Source organism: Ramlibacter sp. (genome assembly GCF_041916345.1).
In the GTDB taxonomy this organism is placed as follows: Bacteria; Pseudomonadota; Gammaproteobacteria; order Burkholderiales; family Burkholderiaceae_C; genus Ramlibacter.
Map to the genome: position 1 here is coordinate 1 of NZ_JAYRZR010000093.1, position 15,624 is coordinate 15,624.

Consider the following 15,624-nt stretch of genomic DNA (forward strand, 5'->3'; position numbering starts at 1 on the left):
TCAGCGCGCGGTCCTGCGCCGCTTCGGGCGTGGCCTGGCCTTCGCCGAGGGCCATGGCCTCCTTCCAGCGTTCCAGGAAGCGCTGGCGCTGCTGCTCCACCAGCTGCGGCACCAGCGGGGCGGCTTGGGTGGCCAGGGCGCGCAACTGGCCCAGGTGGGACAGCAGCATCTGGGCGAGCCGCGCGCCTTCGCGCTCGCGCGCAGCCATCAGGTCGGTCAGCGCCCGGGCGGCCAAGGCGGCTAGAGTCTCGGTGAAGTCCTCGGTGGCGGCTGATTCCGCGCCCGCGGTCAGCCGCAGCGCATCAGCCACGCTCAGCGGCCGCGCCTCGGGCAGGCGGGCCTGCACGGCGGCCTGGGCGCTGGCCAGGCGATCCAGGGTCTCGGGGCCGGGCACGGGCACGGACTGCCCGCCCACGCGCTCGATGCCGCCGCGCACCTCCACCTTGCCGCGCTTCAGACGGCCCGTGATCAACTCTCGCAGCGCCGGTTCGTGCGCGCGCAGCTCGTCGCCGAGGCGGAAGGCCAGGTCCAGAAACCGGCTGTTGACGCTGCGGATTTCCAGGCCGATGCGGATGTTCGCGCCCGCTTCGGCCCCACCGCCCGTGGTGCCTTGCTGCACGGAGGCGTAGCCGGTCATGCTGTAAACTGCCATGCAGAGGTCTCCTGCGCTCAAGGTTGCGGGATTTCGCGGATGACTGGGCCGCCGGCAGGCCCCAACATTCCTTCAAATTATGTCAAAGGTCAAACCAGCCCCGCTGCCGCCTGACACCGTGATCGGCGGCTACCGGGTGGTTCGCAAGCTGTCCGCGGGCGGCTTCGGCGTGGTTTACCTGGCCGTTGACAACGAGGGCCAGCAGGTCGCCATCAAGGAATACCTGCCCTCGTCGCTGGCCACCCGCGCGCCGGGTGAGTTGCTGCCGCAGGTGGCGCCCGAGAAGCTGTCGCTGTACCGCCTGGGCCTCAAGAGCTTCTTCGAAGAGGGCCGTTCGCTCGCGCAGATCTCGCACAGCTCGGTGGTGAGCGTGCTGAACTTCTTCCGCGAGAACGAGACCGTCTACATGGTGATGAACTACCTGGAGGGCGCGACCCTGCAGGATTTCATCATCACCGCGCGCGAGCTCAAGAAGCAGAAAGTCTTCCGCGAGTCCACCATCCGCAGCCTCTTCGACGAGATCCTGCGCGGCCTGCGCATCGTGCACCAGCACAAGATGCTGCACCTGGACATCAAGCCGGCCAACATCTTCATCACCGACGACAACCGCGCGGTGATGATCGATTTCGGCGCCGCGCGCGAAGTGCTGTCCAAGGAAGGCAACTTCATCCGGCCGATGTACACGCCCGGCTTCGCCGCCCCTGAGATGTACCGCCGCGATTCGTCCATGGGCCCCTGGACGGACATCTACGCCATCGGCGCCTGCATCTACGCCTGCATGCAGGGCTACCCGCCCAACGATGCCCCGCAGCGGCTGGAGAAGGACCGCCTCTCACTGGCCCTCTCGCGCCTGCGTGGCGTGTACTCCGACAACCTGATCGAGGTGGTCGAGTGGTGCATGTCGCTCGATCCGCTGTCGCGCCCGCAATCGGTGTTCGCGCTGCAGAAGGAACTGTCGCGCGAGGGCGAGCGCCGCTACACCAAGCTGTCGGTGGGCGAGAAGATGCGCCTGCAGTTCGACAACATGGTGTCGGACACCAAGAAGAACGTGAAGCGCGCCACCAACTTCGGTGGCGTCAAGGCCCGCTGAGGCCTGAAACCAACCGGACCTCCGCATGAAGTTCTCCGTCTTCCAGATCAGCCGCAAGGGCGGCCGCGAGAAGAACGAAGACCGCATGGGCTACTGCTACACGCGCGAATCGGGTCTCTTCCTGCTGGCCGACGGCATGGGCGGCCACCCCGAGGGCGAAGTCGCTGCGCAGCTGGCCCTGCAGACCATCTCGGCCCTGTACCAGAAAGAGGCCCGCCCGGTCGTGCGCGACCCGACGGAGTTCCTGGCCATGTCGCTCATGGCGGCGCACCACCAGATCATCCGCTACGCCAGCGAGAAGGGCATGCTCGACACGCCCCGCACCACGCTGGTGGCCGCGGTGGTGCAAGGCACCAGTGCCACCTGGGTGCACTGCGGGGACTCGCGGCTGTACGTGGTGCGCGCGGGTGAGCTGCTCACCCGCACCCGCGACCACTCGTACCTGGAGCAGCAGAGCGCCGGCGTGATCCGCATGGATCGCATCAACCGCAACATCCTCTTCACCTGCCTCGGCTCGCCCACCAAGCCGGTGTTCGACGTCACCGGCCCCGTCACGCTGCAGCAGGGGGACCGCATCATGCTGTGCTCCGACGGGCTCTGGAGCGGCCTGTCCGACGGTGACATCGTGCGCCACCTGGCCGTGAAGCCAGTGAGCGAGTCGGTGCCCGATCTCGTGGAAGACGCCCTGCGCAACGGCGGCGACCACTGCGACAACGTGACCGTGATCGCGATGGAATGGGAGACGCCCGACGCCTTCGAGTCCACCCGCGGCGGCATCTCCACCGACAGCATCAGCGACGGCGTGTTCGCCTCCACCATCCAGGCCGGCGTGCTGGACACCATGGTCGAGGACCTCGACGACGCCGCCATCGAGCGCTCCATCGCCGAGATCAACGAGGCCATCAAGAAGTCTGCCGCCGGCAAGAAGGCCTAGCCGCGCGGGCGCGTCGCCCCAGGTCGCGGCGCCCGCCGTCGATCTGGGACAATTCCAGAATGACCTTTCCACGCAGCGGCGGCCGTGCCGCGGACGCCCTTCGCCCCGTGCGCATCACGCGCGGCTACACCATCCACGCCGAAGGCTCGGTGCTCATCGAGTTCGGCGCCACGCGCGTGCTGTGCACCGCCTCGGTGGAAGAGAAGGTGCCGCCGCACAAGCGCGGCAGCGGCGAGGGCTGGGTCACGGCCGAGTACGGCATGCTGCCGCGCGCCACCCACACCCGCGGTGACCGCGAGGCCGCGCGCGGCAAGCAGAGCGGCCGCACGCAGGAGATCCAGCGCCTGATCGGCCGCTCGCTGCGCGCGGTGTTCGACCTGAAGAAGCTCGGCGAGCGCACGATCACGCTCGATTGCGACGTGCTGCAGGCCGATGGCGGCACCCGCACGGCCGCCATCACCGGCGCCTGGGTCGCCGCGCAGGACGCGGTGAACCGCCTGCTGGCCGCCGGCAAGCTGGCCGAGTCGCCCATCCTGGGCCCGGTGGCCGCCATCTCGGTCGGCATCGTGCAGGGCACGCCGCTGCTGGACCTGGAGTACGTGGAAGACTCCGCCTGCGACACCGACATGAACGTGGTGATGACCGGGGCCGGGCACTTCGTGGAGGTGCAGGGAACGGCCGAGGGCGCGGCCTTCACCCGCGCCGAGATGGATGAACTGCTGCGCCTGGCCGACAAGGGCATCACCGAGCTGGTGGCGCTGCAGGCGCGGGCGCTGGCCTCGCCCGCATGATCGACCGCATCGTCCTGGCCTCCAACAACCGCGGCAAGCTCGCGGAACTGCAGGCGATGTTCGCCCCGCTCGGCCTCACGCTCGTGCCGCAGGGCGAGCTCGGCGTGCCCGAGGCGGAGGAGCCGCACCGCACCTTCGTCGAGAACGCGCTCGCCAAGGCCCGCAACGCCGCGGCGCACACGGGCCTGCCTGCCATCGCCGACGACGCCGGCCTGTGCGTTGACGCCTTCGGCGGCTTGCCGGGCGTGGACACGGCCTACTACGCCACGCAGTTCGGCTATCCCAAGGGCGACGATCACAACGTGCGCGCGCTGCTGGAGCAGATGGCGAATCAATCCAACCGCCGCGCGGCGCTGGTGAGCACGCTGGTCGCGCTGCGCTCGCCGGAAGATCCCGAGCCCCTCATCGCCGTGGGCCGCGCGCCCGGCGAGATCACGCGCGAGCCGGTGGGCGAGCACGGCTTCGGCTTCGATCCGGTGATGTACATCCCCGCCTTCGGCAAGACCTTCGCCCAGCTCCCGCCCGAGGTGAAGAACGCGAACAGCCACCGCGGCCAGGCCGCCCGCCAGATGGTGGAGCTGATCCGCGCGAACTGGCTGTGAGCCGGCCATGAACACCCCGCGCGACGTCGGCCACTACCTGCGGCCGGGCCTGCTGCAACTGCCGGCCTTGCCGCCGCTCTCGCTCTACGTGCACCTGCCCTGGTGCCTGCGCAAGTGCCCGTACTGCGATTTCAACTCGCACGAGTGGTCGGGCACGGGCGGCCCGCCGGAGCAGCGCTACCTCGACGCCCTGATGGCCGACCTGGAGCAGGCGCTGCCGCTGGTATGGGGCCGCCCGGTGCACAGCATCTTCATCGGCGGCGGTACGCCCAGCCTGTTCTCGCCGGAGGCCATCGAGCAACTGGTCTCCGGCATCCGCGCGCGCCTTCCGCTCGAGCCCGAGTGCGAGATCACGCTGGAGGCCAACCCCGGCACCTTCGAGCGCGAGCGCTTCTGCGCCTTCCGCGGCGCCGGCATCACGCGCCTGTCCATCGGCGTGCAGAGCTTCCATGACGAGCACCTGGCCGCCATCGGCCGCGTGCACGATGCCGCCCAGGCCCGCGCGGCGGTGGAAGAGGCCGCGCAGGCCTTCGACACCTTCAACATCGACCTGATGTATGCCCTGCCCGGCCAGACGCTCGCGCAGCTGGAGGCCGATGTGCGGCAGGCGCTGGCGTTCGCGCCGCCGCATGTCTCGATCTACCACCTGACGATCGAGCCCAACACGGTGTTCGCCAAGTACCCGCCGGTGGTGCCGCCCGACGACACGGCCTACGCCATGCTGGACCGCATCACCGAGATGACGGCCGCGACGGGCCTGCAGCGCTACGAGGTCTCGGCGTACGCGAAGCAGGGCCACCGCTGCTGGCACAACTGGAACTACTGGCAGTTCGGTGACTACCTCGGCATCGGCGCCGGCGCGCACGGCAAGCTGAGCTTTCCGCATCGCATCGTGCGGCAGGTGCGCGTGCGTGAACCGCGCCTGTACATGGAGCGCGCGCTGGCCGGCAACGCGGTGACGCAGGACGACGAAGTGGCGCGCGCCGACCTGCCCTTCGAGTACATGCTCAATGCCCTGCGCCTGCGCGAGGGCTTCGCGCTGCTGGACTTCAGCGCGCGCACCGGCCTGCCGATCACCGCCATCGAGCCCGGCCTGCGCGAGGCCGAGCGCCGCGGCCTGATCGAGCGTGACCTCGCGCGCGTGCGGCCCACCGAGCGCGGCTTCGACTTCCTCTCCGACCTGCAGTCGCTGTTCCTGCCGGCCTGATCGCCACCTGGGCGCAGGGGCCCTGGTGGCCTTCCGGGAAATGCGAACTGACCTTGCGTCTCCGGCTGGTTTTTTCTGATCGGCAGGCGGCGTAGCCTGCGCGCATCGATTGCCCCCCTCGAAGGAGCTGTTCCATGTTGTTCGCCCTCAATTGGTCCCTGGTCGGCTTGCTGCTGGCCTTCTGGTCGCTCGCCGCCTGGGTGATGCACGGCCTGGCCGTGTGGCTGGTGTCCCAGGCCGGTGCCGTGCCGGACGTCGCCGCGATGCAGGCCCTGCAACTGCCGGCCTGGCTGTCGGTGTGGATCCCGCCCGAGGTGATGTCCGTCTTCACGGCCCTGGCGGGCAGCCTCGGCCCCCTGCTGCAGAGCCTGCTGCAGGCCATGCCTTCGCTCGCCGGGCTGCTGACTGTGATCGCCTGGGGCGTGTGGGGCCTGGGCACCCTGCTGCTGCTGGCGCTCGGTGGCGCCGGCCACGCCGCGATCTGGATGTGGCGCCGGCACAGCGGCGGCGGTCCGCGCCCGCCCGCGACGGCCCTGCAGGCGTGATAAGGGCGGCCATGCGCACGTCGATGGCGCATCACCTGCGCTCGGCCGCCGCCACGCTGGAGGCCGAGCGCATCTCCCTCGGACATCTGCTCGAAGTGCATGGCCCGGCCGCGCACGGTAGCCTGCTGCTGCTGCTGGCCGTGCTCAGCCTGCTGCCGGTGCCGGGTGCCGGTACCGCGCTGGGCCTGGGCCTGGTGGCCCTGTCCGTGGCCATGTGGCGTGGCAACTGCGCGGCGACGCTGCCCCGGCGCGTCTGCGACCTGCAGATGTCACGCGCATGGGGGCAGCGGGTGCTGTGCTCGCTGGCCGTCGTCTACGAGACGGCCGCCCGAGTGGCGCGGCCGCGCCTGCAAGCGCTGGTGCCAGGGCCGGCGCACACGGTGCTGTGGGCCGCGGTCGCCGCGATGGCCGTGCTGCTCGCGTTGCCGATTCCCTTCGGCAACTTCCTGCCTGCCGTCACGCTCATCCTGCTTGCGCTCGGCATCGTCTTCAGCGACGGGCTGGTGGTGATCGCGGGGTATGCCGCTTCGGTGCTGACCGGCGCGGTGTTCGCGGCCCTGGCGATCATCGCGGCGGGCTGGCTGGATGGCTTCGTGCCCGGGCTGGGCAGCTAGCGGATGAGGCCGTAGCGCCGCGCCAGGGACACGGCCTGCGTGCGTCACTCTCCTGTTTTTTCGATAGAGAGGTCCGATTCTCTCTTCTTCTTTCGAAACGATGGGCGCCCCACATTTCAGCCCATCGACACCCACTGGAAATGATTGCCATGAATCGCCCTCCCTCATCGCTGGACCAGGCCCTGGCCGCCCTGGGCGGCACGCTCACGCACCTGCAACGGTGGCTGGGCGTGCACCGCCGGCGGCTGGTGCCGGTGCCCGTGCCCGTCCGCGTGCGGGTCGAGCGCCCGCGCAGCCGGCGCTGAGCCCGCACCCCATCGCCCTTCATTCCATCCACCCTCCACAGGAGCCGCCCCATGCGCACCTACCCCCGCAACAGCCCTGAAGCCGCCGCGCGCATCGTCGCGCTGGCCCTCATCGCCGACGGCCACGTGAGCCGATCGGAGATCGACGCCCTGCAGCATCTGCAGGTGGACCGTGAACTGGGCCTGGCGCCCGGCGCCTTCGCCACGCACGTCCATCAGCTTTGTGAAGACCTGCTGATGGGTGCCTATGCCTCAGGCCCGATGGTGAGCCTGATCGACGAGGCGACGCTGGCTTCGCTGCTGGACGAGGTGGACGCCCCGGATCTACAACACAAGGTGCTGCGGCTGGTGGAGGCCGCGGCCGGTGCCGACCAGCACCTGGCAGATGCCGAGGCCACGGTGATCGGGGCGGTACAGGCCCACTGGGGGCTGTTGCCGGAGCCGCTGCTGCGGGCGGCGTGAAGGCGGGTGCTGGCGGAGGCGGTGAGATTCGAACTCACGAACGGTTGCCCGTTGCCGGTTTTCAAGACCGGTGCAATCGACCACTCTGCCACACCTCCGCGGCCAGACCCTGCATTCTAGTTTCTAGGGGCCCACGAACACGCTGTAGGGCAGCTTGAAGGGGGAGCCGGCGAACTGGGTGGCGCAAGCCGGGTCCAGGCAGGCGTAGAACTGCAGTTCCGCCTTGTAGATGCCGGCCTGGGTGATCGGCTTGGGCGTCAGCAGCACGGCCGCGCCGGGCGGGGACTCGCGCAATTGCACGCTGGCCGTGCCGGTATAGAAGCCATGCGGGTCGATGACCAGCACATAGATCGTCTGGCCCGCCAGGGCGAAAAAGTTGCCGCTGGCGGAGAAGCTCACGCTGCTGGGCATGGTGCCGCCCACCGTCTTGCTGTAGCCCGTGAAGGGCAGCGTCGTCAGTCGCAGCGTCACGTCGGTGAACAGCGAGGTCGCCACGATGGTGGGGCTGGGCGTGTAGGGGATGGTGGCCGGCGTGCGGCATTCCTTGCCGGCGCCGAGGCCGCCGAAGGCGAATCGCTGCACGTCGATGGCGGGCATGCCCGGAAAGGACACCTTGCCCTGGCAGGGCGCGCTGAAGTCCAGCCCGAAGCGGCCTTCGGACTGCGACGTCGGCGACTTCCACGCGCTGGTCAGTGTCTGGCCGTTGCGGTAGGCCATGAAGTCGCCGCCGGTGGCGCTGGCGGCTTCACCGGTGACGGCGGCGTTCACCAGATGCCACACCGGCTGCCCGCTGTCGTCGTAGTGGAAGACGGTGACCACGGCCACGCCGTCGCCCACTTCGATGGTGAAGCCGCGCCCGCTCTCGGCCGGGTTCCAGTAGATGCCGGTCTCGGGTTGGGTGTAGGTCGGGCCGCGTGAGGTGCCGGAGGCAAAGAACTTCTTCGCCGTGAAGCTGCGGCCCGGCAGGTTCACCTGCGCGGTGTCACCCTCGATGGTGAAGGTGACGGAGCCCACCACCGTGCTGGTGGGCGTGCGCGGCGTGGTGGAGCGGTCCGACTGGCCGCCGCTGTAGCGCAGCAACGACCCGCTGAAGGTGGCGCGGGTGCTGGTGTCGGCGCTGAAGGTGCCGGCCGACGTGTACCAGACCGGCCGGCCGTCGTCTTCGTACAGGTAGAAGGTGGCCACGCCGGTACCGCCCTGCGCCTCGAAGAAGAAGCCGCTGCCGGGCTCCGCCGGGTTCCAGTAGACGCCGTGGCGGGTGAAGCTGGGGACGCCGGCCTTCAGCAGGTCCTGCGCGGGTGGCGCGGAGGGCTCATCGCCGCCGCCGCAGGCGGCGAGCAGGGCGACGGCGCAGGTGGCCAGCAGCGCGCGGCCCTTTCGAAAGGCGCGCAACGCCGATTGCGTGAACGACCCCATCCCCGCCCCCTTGTCATTGGTGGGGCGGAGTGTGCCAGACCCACCAGGCCCGCGAATACCCTTCTTGGGTCACGCCGCCGCCAGCATCCCCCGCCGCTCGATGAACCGCACTACCTCGTCCACCCCGCTTTGCGTCTTGAGGTTGGTCATCACATACGGCTTGTCGCGGCGCATGCGCTTGGTGTCGGCTTCCATCACGCCCAGGTCGGCGCCCACGTAGGGCGCGAGGTCGGTCTTGTTGATGACGAAGAGGTCACTCTTGGTGATGCCGGGGCCGCCCTTGCGCGGGATCTTCTCGCCGGCGGCCACGTCGATCACGTAGACGGTGAGGTCGCTCAGCTCGGGGCTGAAGGTGGCGGCCAGGTTGTCGCCGCCCGACTCCACGAACACGATGTCGGCATCGGGGAACTGCTCCAGCATGCGGTCGATCGCCTCCAGGTTGATGGAGGCGTCTTCGCGGATGGCGGTGTGCGGGCAGCCGCCGGTTTCCACACCCATGATGCGCTCGGCCGGCAGCGCGCCGCTGACGGTGAGCAGGCGCTGGTCTTCCTTGGTGTAGATGTCGTTGGTGATGGCGACCAGGTCGTACTTCTCGCGCATGGTCTTGCACAGCATCTCCAGCAGAGTGGTCTTGCCGGAGCCGACAGGTCCGCCGATGCCCACCCGCAGGGGTGGCAGCTTCTTGGTGCGGTGGGGAATGTGGTGCAGGGCGGTCGTCATGATCGGAACAGGCGGGAGTACTGGGTTTCGTGGCGGGCCGACAGCACGGCCAGAATGGGGGTGAAGGCCTGGCGGTCGTCGTCGCCCAGGGCGAGGGCGTGGTCCACCGCGGCCGGGATCTCGCGGGCGAGCCGGCCCAGGATGCGCTGGCCCGCGCTCTGGCCCAGCGGCACGGCCTTGATGGCGGACTGCATCATGTTCTCGGCCCAGCCGAACGCAAAGGCCATCAGCACCTGGCGCGCCGGCGCGTTCGGGCCGCAGGCGGTGGCGAAGGCCACGGGATAGGTGGGCGCTGCGGGCACGCGCTGCGCGGTCTCGGGTTGCACGGCCTTCAGCCATTCCACCAGGGAGCGGCCCATCTGCTCGGTCTGCTGGCGCAGCTCGCTCGTCTCACGCGTGGTGCGCACCCAGGTGTCCAGCGCCTGCAGGCGGGTTTGGTCGCCGTTGCGCCAGGCCGCGATGGCCTGGGCCAGCACCGCCAGATCGGACCGGGCGAGTGCGAGGTGCAGCTGGTGGAGGATCCAGTCGGCGGCGGTGGCCTCGTCATTCACCAGGCCTGCGTCGACCGCGGCCTCCAGGCCTTCGGAATACGAGAAGCCGCCCACCGGCAGCGCGGGCGAGGCCAGCCAGATCAGCTGCAGCAGCGCGGCGTCTTCAGTGCCGGTGCCCGGTGTGTCCGTGGCCATCATGGGTGTGCCGGTCGTCGTGCTCGTGGTCATGCACGTGACCGTCGTGCTCGTGCTCATGGTCGTGATCGTGCTGGTGGCCCGGCGCATGCGTGTGGCCGTGGTGGTGATGCGCGTGGCCGGGCGCCGCCTGCTGGCCGTAGGCGCCGCCCTCGGGCTCGAAGGGCGCGCTCACCTCGTTCACGATCAAATGCATGGCGCGCAGCATGTCGGCCAGCACGTGATCGGGCTCGATCTGCAGATGGTCGGGCTTCAGCTCGATCGGCACGTGGCGGTTGCCCAGGTGGTAGGCCGCGCGCAGCAGGTCGAAGGGCGAGCCGTGCGCGGTGCAGTGGGTGATGCGCAGCACCGGTTGCGGCGCCGCTATCACGCGCACCATGGAGCCGTCTTCGCACACCAGCACGTCACCGCCGCGCACGACCGTGCCGCGCGGCAGGAAGATGCCCAGCGCGCGGCCCTGCGAATCCGTCGCGTCGAAGCGGCTCTTCTGCCGCACGTCCCAGTCGAGTTCGACGGTGGCGGCGCGCTTCAGCAGCACAGGGGCCAGGCCCTGGCCTTGGGCGAGGAGTTTGGAGGCGGTGAGCATGGGGCCGGCTTGTAGAGCGGAGGAGGCGCTGATAATATAACAACCGTTAAAACAAGCGAGTCGCCATGAGCGCCCTGAAACTCACCCAGATCGGCAATTCCGTCGGTGTCATCCTGCCCAAGGAGCTGCTGGCGCGCCTGAAGCTGGAGAAGGGCGACACGCTGTATGTGTCGGAGGCCGTGAATGGGTTCAACCTCACGCCCTACGACCCCGCGCTGGATGAGGAGGTGAACCTGGGGCGTGAGTTCATGCGCGAGTACCGGGATACCTTCCACCAGCTTGCCAAGTGAGGTGGCGTTTTGTCAGTCGCCAGGCGCTGCTGCTCTTGCATGACGAGAGTCTGGCGGAGCACGGTGGCGCTGCCGGCATCAGGGATGAGGGCCTGCTCGATTCGGCACTGGCTCGGCCCAGTCACTTGATCGCCTACGGCAATCCAGACACGGCCGACCTGGCTGCAGCCTATGCGTTCGGGCTTGCCAAGAACCATCCATTCGTCGATGGCAACAAGCGGGCGGCTTTTCTGGCCGCCGGTCTGTTCCTCGCGCTGAACGGTCAGAGACTGAAGGCCAGCCAAGCCGATGCGACGCTCACGATGCTGGCCTTGGCCGCCGGGGACATGACGGAGCATGAATATGCCGCCTGGCTGCGTGCGCACGCCGTCCCGCGCGCCTGAGCGCTCCATGCGCGCTCAGAACAGGAAGTACCGCTGCGCCATCGGCTGCACCGCCACCGGCTCGCAGGTGAGCAGCACGCCATCGGCCCGCACGGCATAGGTCTGCGCGTCGATCTCCATCTTCGGCACGTAGGTGTTGTGGATCAGGTGCTGCTTGCGCACGGAACGGATGTTCTTCACCGCGCTCACCGTCTTGGCCAGGCCGTAGCGTTCCTTCACGCCGGCCGCCATGGCCGCCTGTGACAGGAAGGTGATCGAGCCACTGGCCAGTGCGCCGCCATAGCTGCCGAACATCGGCCGGTAGTGCACCGGCTGCGGCGTGGGGATGGAGGCATTGGCGTCGCCCATGGCAGCCATGGCGATGAAGCCGCCCTTGAGGATGAGCGCGGGCTTCACGCCGAAGAACGCGGGCTTCCACACCACCAGGTCAGCCCACTTGCCAGGCTCGACGCTGCCCACCTCGTGGCTGATGCCGTGGGCGATGGCGGGGTTGATCGTGTACTTGGCGACGTAGCGCTTGGCGCGCGCGTTGTCGTGGCGCTCGGTGTCGCCCGGCAGCTTGCCGCGCTGCGCCTTCATCTTGTGCGCGGTCTGCCAGGTGCGCAGGATGACCTCGCCCACGCGGCCCATGGCCTGCGAGTCGCTGCTCATCATGCTGATGGCGCCCAGGTCATGCAGGATGTCCTCGGCCGCGATGGTCTCCTTGCGGATGCGGCTCTCGGCGAAGGCCAGGTCCTCGGGGATGGCGGGGTCCAGGTGGTGGCACACCATGAGCATGTCGACGTGCTCGTCGAGCGTGTTCACGGTGTAGGGCATCGTGGGGTTGGTGGAAGAGGGCAGGAAGTTCGCCTCGCCCACCACGCGCAGGATGTCCGGTGCATGGCCGCCGCCCGCGCCCTCGGTGTGGAAGGCGCAGATGCCGCGCCCCTTGGTGGCGGCAATCGTGTCTTCCACGAAGCCCGACTCGTTGAGCGTGTCGGAGTGGATGGCCACCTGGATGTCCATCTCGTCGGCCACGTCCAGGCAGTTGCTGATGGCGCTGGGCGTGGTGCCCCAGTCCTCGTGCAGCTTCAGGCCCACGGCGCCCGCCTCGATCTGCTCGCGCAGCGCCTCGGGGCGGCTGGCATTGCCCTTGCCCATGAAGCCCAGGTTCATCGGGAAGCCGTCGGCCGCCTGCAGCATGCGCTCGATGTTCCACGGCCCCGGGGTGCAGGTGGTGGCGAAGGTGCCGGTGGCCGGGCCGGTGCCGCCGCCGTACATGGTGGTGATGCCGGAGGCGAGCGCTTCCTCGATCTGCTGCGGGCAGATGAAGTGGATGTGGCTGTCGATGCCGCCAGCGGTGACGATGGCGCCTTCGCAGCTGATGATCTCGGTGCCGGGGCCGATGACGATGTCCACGCCCGGCTGCGTGTCGGGGTTGCCGGCCTTGCCGATGGCGGCGATGCGCCCGGCCTTCAGGCCGATGTCGGCCTTGACGATGCCCCAGTGGTCCAGGATCAACGCGTTGGTGAGCACGGTGTCCATGGCGCCGGCGGCGTTCGTGCGCTGGCTCTGCGCCATGCCGTCGCGGATGGTCTTGCCGCCGCCGAACTTGACCTCTTCACCGTAGCCGCCGGCGCCGAGGGTGTAGTCCTTCTCTACTTCGATCAGCAGGTCGGTGTCGGCCAGGCGCATACGGTCGCCCACGGTGGGGCCGTACATCTCGGCATAGGCGCGGCGAGGGATCGTGGCCATCAGACTTTCCCCTGGATCAGGCCGCGGAAGCCGACCACCACGCGGTCTCCGGCGTAATCCACCAATTCCACCGTGCGCTGCTGGCCAGGCTCGAAGCGCACGGCCGTGCCGGAGGCGATGTTCAGCCGCATGCCGCGCGCGGCCGCGCGGTCGAACGACAGCGCGCCATTCGTCTCCGCGAAGTGATAGTGCGAGCCCACCTGGATGGGCCGGTCGGCGGTGTTCTGCACCGCCATCGTGAGCGTGCGGCGGCCCGGGTTGAGCACGTGGTCCGCGTCGTCGGTGATCAGTTCGCCGGGGGTCATGGTCTCACTTCCCGCGGCCGAGCCAGATGGCCGCCGCCACCGCCACGGCCAGCACCACGAAACCGAGGGTATCGGTGGCGTGCCAGTGCCCGCCGGCGCTGGCGCCGTGGCCGTCGTGCGCCAGGGCGCCGGTGGCCACCAGCAAAGTGAAGGGCGCGGCAAGGAGGGATCGCAGGATGTTCATGGCGTGGGGCGGGGCGTTCAGACGATGGGTTGATGCACCGTGACGAGCTTGGTGCCGTCGGGGAAGGTGGCTTCCACCTGGATTTCAGGGATCATCTCGGCCACGCCGTCCATCACGTCGGCGCGGGTGAGCACGCTACGGCCCTCGCTCATGAGCTGGGCCACGGTCTTGCCGTCGCGCGCGCCCTCCATCACGGCGGCGGAGATGAGGGCCATTGCCTCGGGGTAGTTGAGCTTCAGGCCGCGGGCCTTGCGGCGTTCCGCCAGCAGGGCGGCGGTGAAGAGCAGCAGCTTGTCTTTTTCGCGGGGCGTCAGTTCCATGGCGGGTGCTCGGGGAGCTGGCCATGTTAGTGCAAGCCGCGTGCCCGTGCGTACGGCAAACGGCGGATGGACGGGCATGGAACCTGCGAACCGCAGCCCCGTGAGCCACCCGGTCATTCCCATCGTCCCCGTGCCGCCCGAGGCGGGCGCCGCGCCGCAGCGCGTGATGAAGGTGCGCCGCGACTACAACTCGTGGGTGGCCAGCGAGACGATGGAAGACTACGCGCTGCGCTACACGCCCCAGCGCTTCCGCCGCTGGTCGCCGTTTCGCGTGGCCAACACGGCCTTCGGCGCCGCGTCGTTCCTGATCCTGGAGGCGGTGGGCGCCACGCTGCTGGTGCAGTACGGCTTCGTCAACGCCTTCTGGGCCATCCTGGCGACGGGGCTCATCATCTTCCTGGCGGGCCTTCCGATCAGCATCTACGCCGCCCGCTACGGGCTGGACATGGATCTGCTGACCCGTGGCGCGGGCTTCGGCTACATCGGCTCCACCCTCACCTCGCTCATCTACGCGTCGTTCACCTTCATCTTCTTCGCGCTGGAGGCCGCGGTGATGGCCTACGCGCTGGAGCTGGCGCTGGGCATTCCGCCGAGCTGGGGCTACCTGATCTGCGCGCTGGTGGTGATCCCGCTGGTCACCCACGGCGTGTCGGTCATCAGCGGCCTGCAGGTCTGGACGCAGCCGATCTGGCTGGTGATGCTGGTGGTGCCCTTCGCCTATGTGCTGGCGCGCGATCCTGGTGCGTTCTCGGGCATCGTGCACTATTCAGGGGATAAGTCGGTCAGTCCCGGGTTTGAACTGCACCTGTTTGGTGCTGCGCTGACGGTCGGCATTGCCCTCATCACCCAGATGGGGGAACAGGCCGACTATCTGCGCTTCATGCCGGCGCGCACGGACCGCAACCGCGTCGGCTGGTGGGCGGGCGTGCTCACAGGCGGGCCGGGCTGGGTGATCCTGGGCGTGATCAAGATGCTGGGCGGCGCCTTGCTGGCCTACCTGGCCATCCGCCACATGGTGCCGCCGGACCGCGCGGTGGACCCGAACCAGATGTACCTGGCGGCGTACGAGTACGTGTTCCCGAACTACGGCTGGGCGGTGGCGGCCACCGCGCTGTTCGTCGTGATCTCGCAGCTCAAGATCAACGTGACGAACGCGTATGCCGGCTCGCTCGCGTGGTCCAACTTCTTCTCGCGCGTGACCCACAGCCACCCGGGCCGCGTGGTGTGGGTGGTGTTCAACACGCTCATCGCCTTCATGCTGATGGAGATGAACGTGTTCCAGGCGCTGGGCGACGTGCTGGGCCTGTACTCCAACATCGCCATCGCGTGGATGATGGCCGTGGTGGCCGATCTGGTGGTGAACAAGCCGCTGCGCCTGTCGCCGCCCGGCATCGAGTTCAAGCGCGCGCACCTGTACGACATCAACCCGGTGGGCGTGGGCGCGATGGCGCTGGCCTCTGCCGTTTCCGTCGCGGCCTACCTGGGCCTGTTCGGCCCGCTGGCGCAGGCCTTCTCGGCGGTCATCGCCATGGGCGTGGCGTTCGTCACCGCGCCGCTGATCGCCTGGGCGACGAAGGGGCGGTACTACCTGGCGCGTGACGCGGCAAGCGGCGACGGGCCTTCTGGCTCCCTCTCCCCCCCGGGGGAGAGGGCTGGGGTGAGGGGGTTCGTGAAGCCGCCGCCAGCGGTGGACCGCATCGCGGTCCACCGTTGCGTCAAAAGCGAGCCCGAGGACGGACCCCCCCACAAGGCGCACCCCCCCCCCCACCACCGGGCGCTAAGCGCGCGGTGCAGCACC

At 69.0% G+C, this 15,624-nt stretch carries 21 protein-coding genes and 1 tRNA gene; 12 read left to right on the forward strand and 10 right to left on the reverse strand.

Going from position 1 to position 15,624, the window contains the following annotated elements; translation table 11 throughout:
- On the reverse strand, positions 1 to 652 hold a 652-nt coding region (locus tag ACE3T5_RS18055), incomplete at its 3' end, for a YicC/YloC family endoribonuclease (RefSeq protein WP_374669494.1).
- 79 nt (positions 653 to 731) lie between these two features.
- Here ACE3T5_RS18055 and ACE3T5_RS18060 point away from each other — a divergent pair.
- From ACE3T5_RS18060 to ACE3T5_RS18100, 9 genes are all read left to right on the forward strand, one after another.
- Positions 732 to 1,742, forward strand: a complete 1,011-nt coding sequence (locus ACE3T5_RS18060; protein WP_374669495.1) for a serine/threonine protein kinase — start codon at positions 732 to 734, stop codon at positions 1,740 to 1,742.
- Between the two features lie 25 nt (positions 1,743 to 1,767).
- Positions 1,768 to 2,676, forward strand: a complete 909-nt coding sequence (locus ACE3T5_RS18065) for a PP2C family serine/threonine-protein phosphatase (protein WP_374669496.1) — start codon at positions 1,768 to 1,770, stop codon at positions 2,674 to 2,676.
- 59 nt (positions 2,677 to 2,735) lie between these two features.
- Positions 2,736 to 3,467 (forward strand): ribonuclease PH, encoded by a 732-nt coding sequence (gene rph / locus ACE3T5_RS18070; protein WP_374669497.1) that lies wholly within the window; start codon positions 2,736 to 2,738, stop codon positions 3,465 to 3,467.
- Complete coding sequence (gene rdgB, locus ACE3T5_RS18075) at positions 3,464 to 4,069, forward strand: RdgB/HAM1 family non-canonical purine NTP pyrophosphatase (protein ID WP_374669498.1); 606 nt, start codon at positions 3,464 to 3,466, stop codon at positions 4,067 to 4,069. Before rph ends, rdgB begins: the two co-directional genes overlap by 4 nt.
- Positions 4,070 to 4,076: 7 nt before the next feature.
- On the forward strand, positions 4,077 to 5,276 hold the full coding sequence (hemW, locus tag ACE3T5_RS18080) for a radical SAM family heme chaperone HemW (protein WP_374669499.1): 1,200 nt from the start codon (positions 4,077 to 4,079) through the stop codon (positions 5,274 to 5,276).
- Between the two features lie 134 nt (positions 5,277 to 5,410).
- A complete protein-coding gene (locus tag ACE3T5_RS18085) occupies positions 5,411 to 5,821 on the forward strand; it encodes a hypothetical protein (RefSeq protein ID WP_374669500.1) in 411 nt (136 codons plus the stop codon).
- Between the two features lie 11 nt (positions 5,822 to 5,832).
- Entirely contained in the window at positions 5,833 to 6,435 is a 603-nt protein-coding gene (locus ACE3T5_RS18090) for an exopolysaccharide biosynthesis protein (protein ID WP_374669501.1), read from the forward strand.
- Positions 6,436 to 6,584: 149 nt separating this feature from the next.
- Positions 6,585 to 6,740, forward strand: a complete 156-nt coding sequence (locus ACE3T5_RS18095) for a hypothetical protein (RefSeq protein ID WP_374669502.1) — start codon at positions 6,585 to 6,587, stop codon at positions 6,738 to 6,740.
- A gap of 51 nt (positions 6,741 to 6,791) precedes the next feature.
- Positions 6,792 to 7,202 (forward strand): TerB family tellurite resistance protein, encoded by a 411-nt coding sequence (locus ACE3T5_RS18100; RefSeq protein WP_374669503.1) that lies wholly within the window; start codon positions 6,792 to 6,794, stop codon positions 7,200 to 7,202.
- A gap of 10 nt (positions 7,203 to 7,212) precedes the next feature.
- Here the strand turns inward: ACE3T5_RS18100 and ACE3T5_RS18105 are convergent.
- The 5 genes from ACE3T5_RS18105 to ureE form a co-directional block, all read right to left on the reverse strand.
- A tRNA-Ser gene (locus ACE3T5_RS18105) sits at positions 7,213 to 7,300 on the reverse strand.
- 25 nt (positions 7,301 to 7,325) lie between these two features.
- Complete coding sequence (locus ACE3T5_RS18110) at positions 7,326 to 8,594, reverse strand: hypothetical protein (RefSeq protein WP_374669504.1); 1,269 nt, start codon at positions 8,592 to 8,594, stop codon at positions 7,326 to 7,328.
- 93 nt (positions 8,595 to 8,687) lie between these two features.
- Positions 8,688 to 9,338, reverse strand: coding sequence for an urease accessory protein UreG (gene ureG / locus ACE3T5_RS18115; RefSeq protein WP_374669505.1), 651 nt, complete (start codon positions 9,336 to 9,338; stop codon positions 8,688 to 8,690).
- Complete coding sequence (locus ACE3T5_RS18120; RefSeq protein WP_374669513.1) at positions 9,335 to 10,027, reverse strand: urease accessory protein UreF; 693 nt, start codon at positions 10,025 to 10,027, stop codon at positions 9,335 to 9,337. Before ACE3T5_RS18120 ends, ureG begins: the two co-directional genes overlap by 4 nt.
- The gene (gene ureE / locus ACE3T5_RS18125) at positions 9,993 to 10,610 is read right to left on the reverse strand and encodes an urease accessory protein UreE (protein ID WP_374669506.1); all 618 of its coding nucleotides are present in this window, start codon (positions 10,608 to 10,610) and stop codon (positions 9,993 to 9,995) included. Before ureE ends, ACE3T5_RS18120 begins: the two co-directional genes overlap by 35 nt.
- Positions 10,611 to 10,675: 65 nt before the next feature.
- Between ureE and ACE3T5_RS18130 the strand changes: the two genes are divergently transcribed.
- Together ACE3T5_RS18130 and ACE3T5_RS18135 are read left to right on the forward strand one after the other, a co-directional pair.
- Entirely contained in the window at positions 10,676 to 10,900 is a 225-nt protein-coding gene (locus ACE3T5_RS18130; RefSeq protein ID WP_374669507.1) for an AbrB/MazE/SpoVT family DNA-binding domain-containing protein, read from the forward strand.
- Positions 10,897 to 11,283 carry a type II toxin-antitoxin system death-on-curing family toxin gene (locus ACE3T5_RS18135; protein ID WP_374669508.1) on the forward strand — a complete coding sequence of 129 codons (387 nt, stop codon included), beginning with the start codon at positions 10,897 to 10,899 and terminating at the stop codon, positions 11,281 to 11,283. Before ACE3T5_RS18130 ends, ACE3T5_RS18135 begins: the two co-directional genes overlap by 4 nt.
- Positions 11,284 to 11,298: 15 nt before the next feature.
- On the opposite strand, the gene ureC is transcribed toward ACE3T5_RS18135, so the two are convergent.
- The 4 genes from ureC to ACE3T5_RS18155 are packed head-to-tail and all read right to left on the reverse strand — an operon-like array spanning position 11,299 to position 13,826.
- Complete coding sequence (gene ureC, locus ACE3T5_RS18140) at positions 11,299 to 13,017, reverse strand: urease subunit alpha (RefSeq protein ID WP_374669509.1); 1,719 nt, start codon at positions 13,015 to 13,017, stop codon at positions 11,299 to 11,301.
- A complete protein-coding gene (locus ACE3T5_RS18145; RefSeq protein WP_374669510.1) occupies positions 13,017 to 13,322 on the reverse strand; it encodes an urease subunit beta in 306 nt (101 codons plus the stop codon). Before ACE3T5_RS18145 ends, ureC begins: the two co-directional genes overlap by 1 nt.
- A gap of 4 nt (positions 13,323 to 13,326) precedes the next feature.
- The gene (locus ACE3T5_RS18150; protein WP_374669511.1) at positions 13,327 to 13,506 is read right to left on the reverse strand and encodes a hypothetical protein; all 180 of its coding nucleotides are present in this window, start codon (positions 13,504 to 13,506) and stop codon (positions 13,327 to 13,329) included.
- A 17-nt stretch (positions 13,507 to 13,523) separates the two neighbouring features.
- Positions 13,524 to 13,826: an urease subunit gamma gene (locus ACE3T5_RS18155; RefSeq protein ID WP_374669512.1), complete on the reverse strand. Its 303-nt coding sequence runs from the start codon at positions 13,824 to 13,826 to the stop codon at positions 13,524 to 13,526.
- Positions 13,827 to 13,992: 166 nt separating this feature from the next.
- On the opposite strand from ACE3T5_RS18155, the gene ACE3T5_RS18160 reads away from it, so the two are divergent.
- Positions 13,993 to 15,624 (forward strand): cytosine permease (locus ACE3T5_RS18160; RefSeq protein ID WP_374669514.1); only part of this gene is annotated, 1,632 nt, incomplete at its 3' end.

Bases quoted from the DNA above. Each gene is read 5' to 3' on its own strand.
- ACE3T5_RS18085 (WP_374669500.1), top strand. From the start codon at position 5,411: ATGTTGTTCGCCCTCAATTGGTCCCTGGTCGGCTTGCTGCTGGCCTTC.
- ureE (WP_374669506.1), bottom strand. From the start codon at position 10,610: ATGCTCACCGCCTCCAAACTCCTCGCCCAAGGCCAGGGCCTGGCCCCT.
- ACE3T5_RS18065 (WP_374669496.1), top strand. From the start codon at position 1,768: ATGAAGTTCTCCGTCTTCCAGATCAGCCGCAAGGGCGGCCGCGAGAAG.
- ACE3T5_RS18120 (WP_374669513.1), bottom strand. From the start codon at position 10,027: ATGATGGCCACGGACACACCGGGCACCGGCACTGAAGACGCCGCGCTG.
- ACE3T5_RS18060 (WP_374669495.1), top strand. From the start codon at position 732: ATGTCAAAGGTCAAACCAGCCCCGCTGCCGCCTGACACCGTGATCGGC.
- ACE3T5_RS18095 (WP_374669502.1), top strand. From the start codon at position 6,585: ATGAATCGCCCTCCCTCATCGCTGGACCAGGCCCTGGCCGCCCTGGGC.
- ACE3T5_RS18150 (WP_374669511.1), bottom strand. From the start codon at position 13,506: ATGAACATCCTGCGATCCCTCCTTGCCGCGCCCTTCACTTTGCTGGTG.
- rdgB (WP_374669498.1), top strand. From the start codon at position 3,464: ATGATCGACCGCATCGTCCTGGCCTCCAACAACCGCGGCAAGCTCGCG.
- ureC (WP_374669509.1), bottom strand. From the start codon at position 13,017: ATGGCCACGATCCCTCGCCGCGCCTATGCCGAGATGTACGGCCCCACC.
- rph (WP_374669497.1), top strand. From the start codon at position 2,736: ATGACCTTTCCACGCAGCGGCGGCCGTGCCGCGGACGCCCTTCGCCCC.
- ACE3T5_RS18145 (WP_374669510.1), bottom strand. From the start codon at position 13,322: ATGACCCCCGGCGAACTGATCACCGACGACGCGGACCACGTGCTCAAC.
- ACE3T5_RS18100 (WP_374669503.1), top strand. From the start codon at position 6,792: ATGCGCACCTACCCCCGCAACAGCCCTGAAGCCGCCGCGCGCATCGTC.
- hemW (WP_374669499.1), top strand. From the start codon at position 4,077: ATGAACACCCCGCGCGACGTCGGCCACTACCTGCGGCCGGGCCTGCTG.
- ACE3T5_RS18090 (WP_374669501.1), top strand. From the start codon at position 5,833: ATGCGCACGTCGATGGCGCATCACCTGCGCTCGGCCGCCGCCACGCTG.
- ureG (WP_374669505.1), bottom strand. From the start codon at position 9,338: ATGACGACCGCCCTGCACCACATTCCCCACCGCACCAAGAAGCTGCCA.
- ACE3T5_RS18130 (WP_374669507.1), top strand. From the start codon at position 10,676: ATGAGCGCCCTGAAACTCACCCAGATCGGCAATTCCGTCGGTGTCATC.
- ACE3T5_RS18155 (WP_374669512.1), bottom strand. From the start codon at position 13,826: ATGGAACTGACGCCCCGCGAAAAAGACAAGCTGCTGCTCTTCACCGCC.